Below are 13,400 nucleotides of genomic sequence, written 5' to 3'. Positions count from 1 at the left end.
CCTTTTGATATTGAAACGGCCGTGTGAAAATGCTTATCTGAATTTGAAAATGTCCGGATGAAAAACATTTTGATCGTAGAAGATTATCAGATTATCAGGCTTGCAACAAAACTACTCGTACTGGATTTATTCAAAGCAGCTGCTATTCATGAAGCAGGGTCTTTCAATGCAGCTTTGGCCGAGCTTGAAAGGCAACCGCAGGATCTTATTATCCTTGATATTCAGATTCCTGACGGACAGGGATTTGAGATGATAGCAATGATGCGTGCGATTCAGAAAAATGTCCCCATATTGGTCTTCTCGGCTGTCGAAGAGCGTATTTACGGCATCCATTATCTGCGGTCGGGCGCAAATGGTTTTGTGTCAAAAAATTCGTGTACCGAAGAAGTACAAACTGCCATTATATCTGTGGCGGATACCGGCAGGTACGTAAGTCCTAGAATCAAAGTGGAACTGCTGAACCAGCTCGACAAGCATCATTACCAGGCAGATAATCCGCTCCTGGAACTGTCAGCCAGGGAAATCACGATCATGGATATGCTGATCGAAGGCTTCTGGGTCAAGGAGATAGCCTCGCAACTACATCTTACCGAAAGTTCTGTAAGCACCTACAAGGCACGGATATTTGAAAAACTTCATGTATCCACGCTCATCGAAATGTTCCAGAAGGTAAGGCATTACAAGGACATGGATTGAAGATCTACCTCCCGCAAGAGCTCCTTGTGCATAAGCCCCCATTCATTTATTCGATCGATAACCGGCATAATGCTCCGTCCAATGTCTGTCAGCGTGTATTCCGTGTAGAGCGGAAAACCCGCCGACTGCCGCTTTTCGACGATCCCGCTCACTTCGAGTTCACGCAACTGCATGTCGAGCACGCGCGGGGTGGCCCCCCTGATCTCGCGATGCATTTCGCTGGGCCGGCGAAAACCCCGCTGGATCGCATCGAGCAGGCATGGTTTCCACTTTGCACCGAACACTTTCATGGCAATGGTGATGCCGCATTGGAGGTCTTCGGGTGTTTTCCGCTGGTACATATCGCTGATGAATAGGTTGGTCATGATCGTTTTATTCACTCCCAATTTAGTCAATACCGAATAAATTTTCGGTTACCGAATCTTTTTTCGGTAATTGATGGCGGCCCTGCAAAACCCGAATTTTGTGTCCGTCAAATTATAACGAACAGAAAATGAACACAAAACAAATCACCATTATAGGTTTAGGACAAATGGGTACAAAGCTTGCCGAATTGCTGGTTGCGAAAGGTTATACCGTGTCGGTCTGGAACCGCACCCGCGCGAAGGGCGACAGTATTGCGGGCGTAAAAGTGTTTGAGGACGTCGAAGAAGCAGTCCGCCAGAGCCCGCTGATCGTCATATGCGTGCTGGATTATGCGGCAGTAGACCATGTTCTCGATCATATCAGTGACAAATCCATTCTGGGCGGCAAAACGCTCATCAACTTCACTACCGCTGATCCGCAGGAGGCCGAAACACTGGAAACGACGCTTGCGCGCATAAGTGCCGGTTATATCAATGGCGCTATCCAGGTTGCGCCGGACCAGATGGGCCTGCCCGAAACCACCATTATTGTTTCAGGCAATCAGGATCATTTCCAACGCAGCCGGGACGCATTGGCCGTTTTTGGAGGAAATATCAAATACCTGGGTAACCGGGCGGCATTGGCTTCGGCCATGGACCTCGCTACACTGACCTGGCTCTATGGCTCCTACACCGGCCTGATCCATGGAATTGTGCTCGCACAAAAAACAGGCTTACCGCTCGACGCATTCAGTGAAATACTGGGCGAGATCACACCCGGGTTTACTGAGTTTTTCAAACACCAGATCGGTGTGGTGGAAAAGGGCGATTTTAGGGTCAGCCAAAGTCCGCTGTCGATCAGCATCGCCGCCACACAGCGCATTCACCATGCATTCAAGAAAGCGGGTGCGCAGGAGGATTTTGTTAAAGCGATCAGCGACTTGCTGCAAAAAGCGGAATCCCTCGGGCTGGCTGACCAGGAGGTTGCCGCGCTTGTGAAAGTGGTGGGATAGATTGCTATTAAATGTTTGCCCGCTGACTGATCCCTCAGAACAGCAGGCAAACGTTGATGAAGTGCTTAATGTGCAGCAAACTGGCCCGGCTCGTAGCTTCCGGCTTCGGTGCGGAATGCGATGTTGAAGCGGTTGTAGGAGTTGATGGTGGTGATGGCCAGCGTGAGATCGATGATCTCTTCGTCGGTAAACTGGGCATTGATGGCGTCGAATACTTCGTCAGTCACTTCGCGGTCTTTCAGGACGGTCACGGCTTCGGCATATGCCAATGCTGCTTGTTCGCGTTCGGAGTAAAAGGGGGCCTCCCGCCAGGCATTCAGCAAATATAGCCGCTGTTCGGTTTCGCCTTCTGCCCGCAGGTCTTTGGAGTGCATGTCAAGGCAGAATGCGCAGCCGTTGATCTGCGATACGCGAAAGTAAATCAGATTTAATAGCCGTCTCTCGACCTGTGATTTGGCAAGATAACCGCTCAGTCCGTACATGGCTTTGATTGCTTTTTGTCCTTTCTCCAGAAGATTGATTCGTTGTTCCATGGGTAATATCGTTTGAATGAATTTTGATAATCGAATGCGTTGATCGTGCATTCATGGTTATGACGGACGGGCTTTCTGATATTGGACAACAGAGCGGAAAAAAATCTAAACTTTTTTCGGGGCGTCCATGGACGGTAGAATCGCATGTATCTGCGACTTTACAATTATATAATATTCTAATAACACCCTGGACAAGTAGATCCTCTTCTTTTGCGGCAAATTTTGTTTAACCAACAACATGCTCATGCATAAGAGATTTTTACTTCCTATCATCCTGACATTGCTTTGCTGCTTTGGCAACATCGTATTGTTGAGGGCTCAAACCACGCAGGCGTCGATTTCCGGTACTATTGCCGACGATCAGAATGCAGCACTGGCGGGCGCTACCGTTCAGGTGAAAAACGAATCAACAGGCTTCACAACGGGAACCGTTACCAACGCAAAAGGCGAATATGCCTTCAAGGAACTTCCATTGGGTGGTCCTTACACCGTCACGGCTACTTACATTGGTTTTGGCGAACAAAAACTGACTGGTTACCTACTCCACCAGGGTGACGCGGTGAAGGTTAAAATGAGTATGAAAGAGGCCGGCCAGACGCTGGAGGTTGTAAGCGTAGTAGCTTCGGGTATCAAGAACAAGATCGAAAACCTGGGTGCTTCCACAGCCATTTCGGCCAGAGATATTACCCGTCTGCCCGTAAACGGACGTAATTTTACCTCCCTGATGGATCTTTCGCCATTGAGCCGCGGTGGTAATATTTCGGGTCAACTGGGTTCTTCAACGGGTTATACCATCGATGGTATGAGCTCCAAAAACCCTACTTCTGCTGGTGCCACTACCAGTCGAAGCGGTGCACCCTACTCTATTTCGATTGAAGCCGTACGCGAGTTTCAGGTAATCACCAACCAGTATGACGTTACCTACGGCCGTAGCGGCGGCGGTACCATCAGCGCGGTGACCAAATCCGGCACCAACCAACTGAGCGGTAGCGCATTCAACTACACGCGCGCCGACTGGCTGTCGAGCCCTTATGATATTCGTGGAAACAGGATCAATAACAAGTTTTCTACGAACCAGTTTGGATTCTCCCTCGGCGGACCGATATTGAAAGATAAGCTGCATTTCTTCATGGCATGGGACCATCAGCAGGACAGCCGTCCACTGATTATCGCCGACATTCTCAGCCCGGTTGACGAAAACCGCTTCAACGTTACCCGCGCTACGCTCGACCAGTTCGTGGGCATCGCCCGCAGCAAATATGGCATGTCCGATACTCCGCAATTTGGATCATTTGACAAGAAACGCGGTTCCGACGCAGCATTTTTGCGGCTCGACTGGCAGCTGAACAACAGAAACCTTTTGACGATCCGCAACAACTACACCAATGACCGTAACAAGCTCGGTCTGGCGGATAATACGACGATCAACGCTTACGAATCTTACGGAAACGACTTCAACCAGGATAACAGCTTGCTGGCGTCGCTTCGCTCTACGCTTAATTCTAAAGTGACCAACGAGCTGAAAGTGCAGCACTTGTTTGTCAAACAAAAAAGTGCTCCCGGCGACCAGCTTCCCGCAGCCAACATTCCGAGAGCCATCGTGGAGAATGTCAACTCGGTATTGAGCGACGGCAATTCGCGTTCAACAAACATCCAGATGGGCGGCCACCGTTTCGCACAGGAGCGTTTTACCAACAATGTGGTGCAATTGGTGGATAACCTGTATTATAACACCGACAAGGTGGAGTATACCTTCGGCGTGGATATGATGATGACCCGCTCGCACTCTACTTATGGTTCGGAGGTGAACGGTCGTTTTCACTACAACGTGGACGCTGCCGCGGGCAAAACTTCCCTCGACCAGTTCAATGACCTCAAACCTTACCGTTATTACCGCGAAGTACCTTTGATGGACGACTGGTCGGTAAAAGGTACGATCTGGAACGCAGGTGTTTACGGTCAGTTAAAAACAAGCCTTGCAACGGGCCTGGATGTGGTTGCAGGTTTGCGTCTCGACTATGCGCATTACCCGAGCTCGCCTTTAAACCAGACTTTGTATGACGCCCTGAAAATCCGCACCGACAATAAGATCAAGTCATTCGTGGTGCAGCCGCGTGTACAATTCACCTGGGATGTGAACGACAAGCATACCGACATTTTCCGCATTGGCGGTGGTGTATTCGCTTCGGATATCAACAACTATGTGGTGATCAACAACCTGACATTCGATGGAAAGCACCTCGCGACCGTCGATGTCCGCAGCCCGAATGTTCCTACGCCTGATTTCGCGGCATATCGTGCCAACTACAACAACATTCCGACTTTGGCACAATTCCAGCTGCCGACGATCAATACCAATGCGAAAGATGCGCGCGTCCCCATCATTTACAAGGCCAACATTTCCTACGCTAAGTACCTGACCGACAAACTGAAAGTGGGTATTGCTGGTTACATGAGCCTGGGCCGCAACAACTACATGTACGTGGACAGAAACATGGTTGACGAGCCATTCTTCCGCCTGGCAAATGAAGGAAACCGCGGCGTATTCGTACCTGGTGGGGAAAGTATGCCAACCAATGGTGCCGGCGACTGGTTGAAAGGACGTAAATCCACGCAATTCGGCCGTGTACTGGAACTGAACAGCGACGGAAAAGTCAATGCATTCTCTTTTGTGGCTGATGTGAAATACCAGTATTTCCGCGACGGAGAGATCACTTTGAGCTATACTTACAATGATGTGAAGGACAACACCTCTTTCAACGGTAACGTTGCGAACAGCGCGACGCTTTCATTGCCGGTAAGGGACGATCCGCGCAACCTGAGCCTGATGTCGTATTCCGACAACCAGTTCCGCCACAAAATCGTATTCTACGGCTCCCTGCCCAGCTTCTGGGGTGTAAATGTAGGCGTTCGCTATTCAGGCATCGGTGGCACCCGCTACACTTTGCTTTCGGGTGGCAATACCAATGGCGACTTCGTAGGGACGAACGACCTTGCATACGTTTTCGACAGAAACGACCCGAGCGTCCCTGAAAACGTGAGAAAGGGCCTTCAAGCCATTCTCGACAACCCGGATGCAAGCCAAAGCATTAAGGATTATATCACCAAGAACTCCGGTAAAATCGCTGAAAGAAACGGTGGTATCAACGGCTTCTATGGTGTGTTCGACATCCGTGCTTCGAAGCGTATCAAGATCGCCGGAACACATGCCATTGAAGTTTCTGCCGATGTATTCAACTTTGCCAACTTCCTCAACAAGGATTGGGGCCGCAACAAGTCGCTGGGTACTCAGGCGCTCTATGCATTGGGTATCCCTGCTGCAAATGGCCAGCCTGCGCAGCCAAACTTCGACAGAACAAAAAACCAGTTTGTTTACCGTGTGAACACTGCCGGTGTCGTAACGCCGTCGGGTAACCCATACCAGGTGCAGATTGGCTTGCGGTATAGCTTCTAAGTTATCGCATATTTAATGGTTAATACAAAATCCCGGTCGCGTCAGCAGCCGGGATTTTTTTGAGCGTTTTCTTCCATTGATTATGAGTAGGTTGCCTTTGTTTCATTGCTGATTAATTCAAATTTCCTGCAACTTATTGACAACTTTCTGCGAAATGGTCGTTAAGCAGGGAACAGACTACACCAATTTTGGGATGGTTTAACCCCTGGTTTCGGCAGTTCATCACATTGATGTTCTGCATATAGAATCCCCAGCACTAATTTAGAGCATGTTTCATCCATTGGAAGCACGTCTTCCGGAACATTAACCTCAATTTAGCCATGAATACTATTGAAATTGAACAAGAGCAGGAAATTACACCAGTGAACATTATCCGGATCGGAACAGGATTCTGGTCTGCGAAACCTTTGATGACGGCTGTCAGGCTGGGCCTGTTTACCGAACTTGCCTCCGGCCCGCTGTTTGTATCCGAAATCCGGCAAAAACTAGGCCTTCAAAGCCACAGTTCCCTCGACTTCCTCGACACACTCGTCACATGGGGCATTATCGAACGTCACGGCAAAGGTTTCACTGCCATTTACTGCAACTCGCCCGAAGCCGACACATTCCTTAATCGCCGCAAGCCGGACTACCTCGGTGATCTGCTCGAAATGGTGAACGACGAACAATCGTCGTTAGCTAACAATCTGAAAGAAGTCGTCAGTGGGTCAGGCTTTCGGAAGCGATTAGATCTGAACAGGCTGTTTACGATGGTTGCCTGATATTAATTAGATTATTATCCCCGGGGAGCGGTTTTCCGCTCCCTTAATTTACGCAATCCTTCCCTGAATTCCGGCGTCCAGGCCGCCACCAACTGATCCACCTTCTCTTGTGCAGCCGCCTCAATAGCTGGGCGGAATTCCTCCAACTTTTCCGGAGTAAACCAATCCGGTGCATTCCTCTTTTCATCTTTGATTTTTGTTTCCATTGGATTTCGATTGGACACCTTTAGTTAAAATTCTAACCCGCCTTCTCTTAGTGAAATGACAAATTTCTTATAGTTTTTACCACTCTGTAAAACTTCTGGATTTTCATTGTCAAAACCATATGCGACAAGGCAATCACCGAGGTCGTCCAATTCCCTTTTTATCGCAATCTGATAAAGACGTGCCCGGGAGTCACCACTCGCCTCAATCACTACCTGTGCCTCCACATGATCACTCAGAAAAAAAAGCAACGCCTTGGCAACAGTAGATACACCTCCTCCATATCACCATTGTCACTTCTCTTATCTAAGTCAATCGAGCCATCCGAATTCAAGTCTCCCAATGCCATTTCATAAATATCGGGTTCTTCGGTCGGCTTGAATATTATCACCTTTATAATGGATTCCTTTCCTGTACTGGTAAACCAAAACATCATTCGTTTACCGTTTAGGATACTTTCGTAAAATGCTGCATTCATTGTGAGAAGCGTTCTAATTACTTCTCAATTTGTAGTCATGTAATTATCGCAAAACAATCCGATGTCCATGCGGTAGCAGCGGATTATCAAGCGCCGTACTTATGTACCCACAGACAACTTCCAACGAAACCGGAAAGAATATTTTGCAAGTAGCGACAATTTACCACCCACAAATCCCTGTCCCGTAATCCAATGTACAGTCGGTAATAGCCAATTATCCAAAACCCGCATTTCATCCCTTCAAACCAACACCTCGTCAATCTGATTTGCGCTCCCAGGGCACCCGCTTTACATTCGAAGCAACAAACTCTCAACCCAACCGCCTATGCCATCCTACCAGCTTTCTGTGAACGGCAAGCCCTATACTGTCGAAGCCGATGCGCAAATGCCGTTGCTTTGGGTAATTCGTGATCTGATCGGGCTTACTGGCACCAAATACGGGTGCGGGATTGCGCAATGCGGTGCCTGCACGGTGCATTTGAGCGGAGCGCCGGTGCGCTCTTGCTCTTTTCCTGTGTCGGCGGTGGGTGAGCAGGCGGTAACGACGATCGAAGGGCTTTCCGAAGATAATTCGCATCCGGTGCAACGCGCGTGGATCGCCGAACAGGTGCCGCAATGTGGTTACTGCCAAAGCGGGCAGATCATGTCGGCGGTAGCATTGCTTGCAGGAAATGCTAACCCCGATGACGAGGCCATTAACGCCGCAATGAATGGTAATATATGCCGTTGCGGGACGTATCCACGCATTCGCAAGGCGATCAAAACAGCTGCCAGCTATTCTCGTTAATCTTCGCTATGAAGCCACAGGACATATCCCGTCGCGATTTTCTTAGTCAGGTTGCCTGGTCGGGGGCGGCGCTGACGCTTGTTGCGTACCTGCCTGCGAGCGGGCGAACGCTCCCGGAAATCATAAATCCGGTAACAAACGGAATCTTGCCGGGCACGGAGCTGATGTCCTGGATTTCGATTGCCCCGACCGGGAGGGTAACGCTGATGTGCAACCGCTCTGAAATGGGCCAGGGTACTTTCCAGGCGTTGCCGCAAATGCTCGCCGAGGAACTGGAAGTCCGGCTCGATGACGTAGAGATTCTTTTTGCACCGGCTAATCCTGAAAAATATGGCCCGCAACCCCAGGAAGGCAGCTTTTCTGTCCGTGGATGGGCGCCGCGACTGCTACGCACAGGTGCCTGCGCACGCGAGATGCTGATCGAAGCCGCGGCCACGGAGTGGAACATTCCCCGGCACGATTGCTACGCTGAAAATGGAACGGTTATTGACAGGGCTACCCAAACGAAACTGACTTACGGTGCACTAGCGGAAAAGGCTTCCAAACTCAAACCACCCACCGAGGTCACACTCAAAAAGCGGGCCGACTATAAAATCATTGGCAAGCCTGCACCACGGAAGGATATTCCTTTGAAAACCAACGGCTCAGCCATTTTTGGGCTGGACAAAAAACTACCCGGGATGAAATATGCCGTGATCGAGCGCAGCAGGCGATTCCGGGAAACGGTAAAGGGTTTTGACGATTCGGAAACCAGAAAAATACCGGGGGTCTCGCATGTATTTAAGGTAAAAAGACCTGTATTTTCCCAGTACTGCGAAGGTGTCGCCGTCGTCGCTGATTCGCTCTGGGCAGCCATGCAAGGCCGCAAAGTGTTAAAAGTGAATTGGAACGAACCCGATTTTGAATGTCCCGACACTACTTCACTCGAAAAACAAATGCGGGAAAACCTCCAAAAGATCGGCGGGCAACCCAAATTTGAAACTGAATACAACCATTGCGCGCAAAAGCTGGAAGCGGTTTATGAAACGCCCTACCAGTCGCACAGCTGCATGGAACCGCTGAACTGCATTGCCGACGCCCGTGCCGACAGCATTGAAATATGGGGGCCTATCCAGGAAGCCAACTGGATACAGGCCGACCTGAGCCAGCGATTTAACATTCCCATTGACCACGTGGCGGTGCATATGACCTTCCTTGGAGGTGGTTTCGGTCGAAAAGCTTTCCCCGATTACCCCTATGAGGCTGCATTGATTTCCAAAGAGATACAAGCCCCCATACAGGTAGTCTGGACGCGTGAAGACGACATGACAGCCGGCCCTTTCCGCCCGGGTGCCTTTTACGCATTGAAAGGCGGATTGAATGCTGATGGCGGCATACACGCATTTCAAGCCAATACCGCTACCCAATGGATCGGCCAGGAATGGTCGCCTACGCCACCGGGGCCACCCGACGCAGCTGGTTACAATACGGGCGATTTCGAGGGATTACTACACCCCTACCGGCAGGGAATACCGCATTACAGCTTCGGGGGGGTGGGTACGCACTCGCCCATACCGGTGATGTGGTGGCGGTCCGTGTCCGCATCCACGCAAGGGTTCGCGTGCGAGAGCTTTATAGACGAGCTGGCGCATCTGGCAGGCAAAGATCCGCTTGCATTCCGGCGCCAGCATTTGCCGAGCCCGCGCTACCAGGCGCTGATCGACCGGATGGCAGAACTGACCCAATGGCAGTCCCGGGGCAAAAATCCGGGCTGGGGCGTTGCATTTACCGAATGCTTCACGGGCATTTGCGGGCATGCCGTGAAAGTGGCGCGTAATGCAGAAGGAAAAATCAGGATTGAGAAAGTAATTGCGCTGATGGATTGCGGATGGTATGTAAACCCGGACATTATCCGCGCCCAGGTCGAAGGCAGTATTGTTATGGCCCTGGGCGCAGCCACTACGCACGCAACCACATTTGAAGACGGCAGGGCCGCTCAGCAGAATTTTGACACCTACCCTATGCCGCGCATCGCCGACATTCCGCCCATTGAAGTACATATTATGGAAAATGACGAAAAACCCGGCGGCGTGGGTGAGCCGGGGCTGCCTCCATTCGCCCCGGCCCTCGCCAATGCCATTTTCGACCTCACAGGCCAGAGAGTCCGCCGGCTTCCGTTCAGCCTGGATGAAATTTCGTAGTGGCTGCTCTACAGCGGCTGTGGAGCAGCCAGAGCGGTTATTTACCTGAAAGTGATTTAATAAACAAAATCACCGATTCGATATCGTTATCCGAAAGCACGCCCACAAACGACGGCATTTCTTCATTATAACCTTTTATGATGCGTTTCGAAGGCGTAAGGATCGATTCGCGCAGGTAAGCCTCGTCCGCGATCACCTTGCTGCCATCGTCGAAAGTGCGCTCCGATTTGTACAGGTTCTGGAACGGCGGGCCGTACATGCCTTTTGTGCGGGTACCTTCGGAGTGGCAGCCCGCGCAGGCCATTTTTTGGAATATTTCCCGTCCTTTTTCCGCCGTCGCCGCTGTTTCCGCCACTGCTACGGTTGCCGTTTCCGGACGTTTTGCTGTCAGCAATGCGAGATCGACACCTTCAAAGCCTTTCAAATCCACGTCTGTCGACTGGTTAATGGTAAACCAGAACTGGTCGTTCACTTTTTTGCCGTCTGCGGCTTGCAAATGGTAGGTTACTTCCATTTGCATCACCTCGGTCATTTCGGGTACGAGTAAGAACACACTTTTACGATCTGCCGACGGGTACGACGCAGCCACGTACATGGTTTCCTGCCCCGTTGAACCGTCCAATTTGAAATGGCCCGAGCCGTATTCTTCGGTGCGTTTGTAATTCCATCTTTTTACTTCGAAATTCTTAGGATCGCTGGCTGTCGCTTTATCTAACGGCGAATCGAAACGGAGTACAATACCTTGCTTACCAGCCCTGAAATGGTTGGGCAAATAGCTGGGCTTGCCCGTATAGCGAAGCCTCAGTAATGCGCTGATACCATTAGAACTGGAACCCCAGAGATTAAAACCGGCCACATACAATTGTTCATCAACGGGGTTCATCGCCCCTTTGGAAGTTGGTGCCGGGTAATTGGCATTAATCACTGAAACACCACCCTGAACAACGCTCGTAGTGCTATCGATCAGCACGCGGAATAAGCCGGGCCTGCCGAAAGAAAAGTGGATCAGATTACCATTCAATGGCCCCATTTTGGAACTGGTGGCCCAAACCTGGCTGATCGCCGAACGGTCGACGCTGTGGGGAATCCATGTCAATGGCGGGGTCACGGCCGGATTATCTTTCCTGTGCAATGTGGGTTCTACACCGAAATAATCACCTTGTTTAATAACAAAAATAGGTGTAGAAGGCACGTAGTTGCCTTGCTGGTCGGAAGCGGTGAGAATGCCTTTGGTTGGGTGAATCCCTAAATAAGGGCCGCGTAAACCGGTCGCTACCACTTCCGCGCCGTAGCCGTCCAGCGAGATTTTCAGAATAGCCCCGTTCTGGTCTGAACCCGCACGGAAACCTTTGCCGGTAACCTTCGTCATACCCGGCCCATTGCTCAAACTGCCGCCTTTTGCAATGTAAAAACTACCATCCGGCGCGGTAACAAGGTCTCCCGCCCACTCGCGCGACTCCGGCGACTGCCCCATCACATTCGAAAAGTTCTCATAATAATCGGCCGTGCCGTCGTTGTTCAGATCGTGAAAATGGACAATGCCATTTCTGTCGAAAACGTAAATTTGCTCCTTCACGATCTCGATGCTCATCGGCTCATGGAGACCCGATGCAAAGCGCCGCCATTTCAGGTTTTGGAGGTTTTTATCAATGCCCTCAACCGTCCAGACGTCACCTTCAAAAGTTACGACCGCCGCTCTGCCATCCTTAAAAAAAGCCACATCAGCCACACGCACATTCCTTTTCCACGGATTATTCAAAGGCAAAGTGAGTTGATCGGTAACAAATGCGGCGGTGTCGGGGGCCAGCTTCCCTTGCGTCACCACCGTTTCCTTCCATAATGCAGGGCCGCCTTTTTTGAAATCAGGCAGCGGGATATGCTTGGTTTTTACAAACTTCTCAAATGCCTTTTTGTTCTTCGAAAGACCTTTCCAAATGGCGATCGTCGCTTCTCCTGATGCCGATACGGTTACGGTCAGATATTTCCCTTCTTCCACCCCTGCCTGCCAGTTCGGTTTGCCTTTGCCCAAAACAGCCACTGCGGTAACGGTGTCCTTGCCCACGCCCTGGTACACATACGCAATGCGGCCTTTTACTTCGCTGCCGGTTGCATTATCGATTTCTGCGGCAGTCAGAAACAATTCCGTAGAAACATCCCCGGCCTGGATCGCACGGGTAAACGCGACGCCTCCATCGAAATGCGCACTTCCGGGTAGCTCGTAAATACGCGCCTTCCCTACCGAATAGTCGAGTATCGAGCGATTTCCGTAGACATACACGCCATTATACCGTCCCCGTTCTGCCGGAAGCGGCTTCCAGGTCGGCGGCAACGATTGATCGGTGCGGTAGGCAGGCTTTCCTGTCGACCATCCCGCGTAGGCGCCTGTTGCGAGCACTGGCGAGCCCGGAACGGTGGCTATGTTGTTGTTCTTGTTAAAAAAATCCTTGTACGAAACCTGCGCCATGAGGACCATCGGCAGGAATTTGCCCGTCCACGCTACCGACCACCGCAGCAGATCGGTATCGAAACACGCATAAGCACTGTCGCCCAGCTGCAATGCAAGGGTACGCGCGGCCTGGTTATCTTTCGGAAAACCGCCGCCCAGTTTGCGGGCATCCACGGATGTCGAAATATAAGGGAAGCCAGGTTCTACAAACGAAGCCAGTTGCAGCGAATCAGGGCGGTCGGAAGCGGTGTTGCGGGTATAGGTGTAGCCGGTCATCAGCACGGATGCCAGGGTAATGCCTCCAAGCAGGGCAATGCCCCACCGTTTGCCCCGGTACTTAGGAATGTTAAGCATGTATGGTTCAGGTAATAAAAGAACAATTTTTAAATCTATGCAAAATAGGAACTTACTGGAATACTAATGACCAATTTTCGGCTCCTTATCCCTTACAGCTTGTGAAAAAGCCTTCCCATTGAATATTAAATCAATATATTTGAAATAAAC

Annotated in this window: 11 protein-coding genes and 1 pseudogene; 6 read left to right on the top strand and 6 right to left on the bottom strand. The window is 50.6% G+C overall.

The window, feature by feature from the left end; all coding sequences use genetic code 11:
* The first annotated feature begins 57 nt into the window (after positions 1-57).
* Complete coding sequence (locus ACTJJJ_RS16835) at positions 58-696, top strand: response regulator (RefSeq protein ID WP_440702417.1); 639 nt, start codon at positions 58-60, stop codon at positions 694-696.
* Here ACTJJJ_RS16835 and ACTJJJ_RS16830 read toward each other — a convergent pair.
* Positions 678-1,061, bottom strand: a complete 384-nt coding sequence (locus ACTJJJ_RS16830) for a winged helix-turn-helix transcriptional regulator (RefSeq protein ID WP_229222318.1) — start codon at positions 1,059-1,061, stop codon at positions 678-680. The two genes, ACTJJJ_RS16835 and ACTJJJ_RS16830, sit on opposite strands and share 19 nt — an antisense overlap.
* Positions 1,062-1,159: 98 nt before the next feature.
* On the opposite strand from ACTJJJ_RS16830, the gene ACTJJJ_RS16825 reads away from it, so the two are divergent.
* Positions 1,160-2,053, top strand: a complete 894-nt coding sequence (locus tag ACTJJJ_RS16825) for an NAD(P)-dependent oxidoreductase (RefSeq protein ID WP_440702416.1) — start codon at positions 1,160-1,162, stop codon at positions 2,051-2,053.
* A 65-nt stretch (positions 2,054-2,118) separates the two neighbouring features.
* Here ACTJJJ_RS16825 and ACTJJJ_RS16820 read toward each other — a convergent pair whose 3' ends face one another.
* On the bottom strand, positions 2,119-2,586 hold the full coding sequence (locus ACTJJJ_RS16820; protein WP_188933172.1) for a carboxymuconolactone decarboxylase family protein: 468 nt from the start codon (positions 2,584-2,586) through the stop codon (positions 2,119-2,121).
* A gap of 238 nt (positions 2,587-2,824) precedes the next feature.
* On the opposite strand from ACTJJJ_RS16820, the gene ACTJJJ_RS16815 reads away from it, so the two are divergent.
* Both ACTJJJ_RS16815 and ACTJJJ_RS16810 read left to right on the top strand, forming a co-directional pair.
* Positions 2,825-6,040: a carboxypeptidase regulatory-like domain-containing protein gene (locus ACTJJJ_RS16815; RefSeq protein WP_440702415.1), complete on the top strand. Its 3,216-nt coding sequence runs from the start codon at positions 2,825-2,827 to the stop codon at positions 6,038-6,040.
* Between the two features lie 320 nt (positions 6,041-6,360).
* Entirely contained in the window at positions 6,361-6,801 is a 441-nt protein-coding gene (locus ACTJJJ_RS16810; protein ID WP_440702414.1) for a methyltransferase family protein, read from the top strand.
* A 14-nt stretch (positions 6,802-6,815) separates the two neighbouring features.
* Here ACTJJJ_RS16810 and ACTJJJ_RS16805 read toward each other — a convergent pair whose 3' ends face one another.
* The 3 genes and pseudogenes from ACTJJJ_RS16805 to ACTJJJ_RS16795 all read right to left on the bottom strand — a co-directional run bounded on the left by ACTJJJ_RS16805 (position 6,816) and on the right by ACTJJJ_RS16795 (position 7,483).
* Positions 6,816-7,007: a hypothetical protein gene (locus tag ACTJJJ_RS16805; protein WP_440702413.1), complete on the bottom strand. Its 192-nt coding sequence runs from the start codon at positions 7,005-7,007 to the stop codon at positions 6,816-6,818.
* Positions 7,008-7,031: 24 nt separating this feature from the next.
* A pseudogene (locus tag ACTJJJ_RS16800) lies at positions 7,032-7,262 on the bottom strand (DUF6934 family protein); the annotation flags it as partial.
* Positions 7,241-7,483 carry a DUF6934 family protein gene (locus ACTJJJ_RS16795; protein WP_440702412.1) on the bottom strand — a complete coding sequence of 81 codons (243 nt, stop codon included), beginning with the start codon at positions 7,481-7,483 and terminating at the stop codon, positions 7,241-7,243. The pseudogene ACTJJJ_RS16800 and the gene ACTJJJ_RS16795, both read right to left, overlap by 22 nt.
* Positions 7,484-7,808: 325 nt before the next feature.
* Between ACTJJJ_RS16795 and ACTJJJ_RS16790 the strand changes: the two genes are divergently transcribed.
* Together ACTJJJ_RS16790 and ACTJJJ_RS16785 are read left to right on the top strand one after the other, a co-directional pair.
* Positions 7,809-8,270 carry a (2Fe-2S)-binding protein gene (locus tag ACTJJJ_RS16790; protein WP_188933182.1) on the top strand — a complete coding sequence of 154 codons (462 nt, stop codon included), beginning with the start codon at positions 7,809-7,811 and terminating at the stop codon, positions 8,268-8,270.
* Between the two features lie 8 nt (positions 8,271-8,278).
* On the top strand, positions 8,279-10,450 hold the full coding sequence (locus tag ACTJJJ_RS16785; protein ID WP_440702411.1) for a molybdopterin cofactor-binding domain-containing protein: 2,172 nt from the start codon (positions 8,279-8,281) through the stop codon (positions 10,448-10,450).
* 37 nt (positions 10,451-10,487) lie between these two features.
* On the opposite strand, the gene ACTJJJ_RS16780 is transcribed toward ACTJJJ_RS16785, so the two are convergent.
* On the bottom strand, positions 10,488-13,250 hold the full coding sequence (locus tag ACTJJJ_RS16780; RefSeq protein ID WP_440702410.1) for a DUF6797 domain-containing protein: 2,763 nt from the start codon (positions 13,248-13,250) through the stop codon (positions 10,488-10,490).
* Positions 13,251-13,400 lie beyond the last annotated feature (150 nt).

The sequence above is a fragment of the Dyadobacter sp. 22481 genome, from assembly GCF_052044875.1.
Lineage (GTDB): Bacteria > Bacteroidota > Bacteroidia > Cytophagales > Spirosomataceae > Dyadobacter > Dyadobacter endophyticus.
This window is presented reverse-complemented; position numbering and strand designations above follow the sequence as displayed.

Coding starts and splice junctions, on each gene's coding strand:
- ACTJJJ_RS16810 (WP_440702414.1), top strand. CDS start 6,361: ATGAATACTATTGAAATTGAACAAGAGCAGGAAATTACACCAGTGAAC.
- ACTJJJ_RS16790 (WP_188933182.1), top strand. CDS start 7,809: ATGCCATCCTACCAGCTTTCTGTGAACGGCAAGCCCTATACTGTCGAA.
- ACTJJJ_RS16780 (WP_440702410.1), bottom strand. CDS start 13,250: ATGCTTAACATTCCTAAGTACCGGGGCAAACGGTGGGGCATTGCCCTG.
- ACTJJJ_RS16785 (WP_440702411.1), top strand. CDS start 8,279: ATGAAGCCACAGGACATATCCCGTCGCGATTTTCTTAGTCAGGTTGCC.
- ACTJJJ_RS16805 (WP_440702413.1), bottom strand. CDS start 7,007: ATGGAAACAAAAATCAAAGATGAAAAGAGGAATGCACCGGATTGGTTT.
- ACTJJJ_RS16830 (WP_229222318.1), bottom strand. CDS start 1,061: ATGACCAACCTATTCATCAGCGATATGTACCAGCGGAAAACACCCGAA.
- ACTJJJ_RS16815 (WP_440702415.1), top strand. CDS start 2,825: ATGCTCATGCATAAGAGATTTTTACTTCCTATCATCCTGACATTGCTT.
- ACTJJJ_RS16820 (WP_188933172.1), bottom strand. CDS start 2,586: ATGGAACAACGAATCAATCTTCTGGAGAAAGGACAAAAAGCAATCAAA.
- ACTJJJ_RS16835 (WP_440702417.1), top strand. CDS start 58: ATGAAAAACATTTTGATCGTAGAAGATTATCAGATTATCAGGCTTGCA.
- ACTJJJ_RS16795 (WP_440702412.1), bottom strand. CDS start 7,483: ATGAATGCAGCATTTTACGAAAGTATCCTAAACGGTAAACGAATGATG.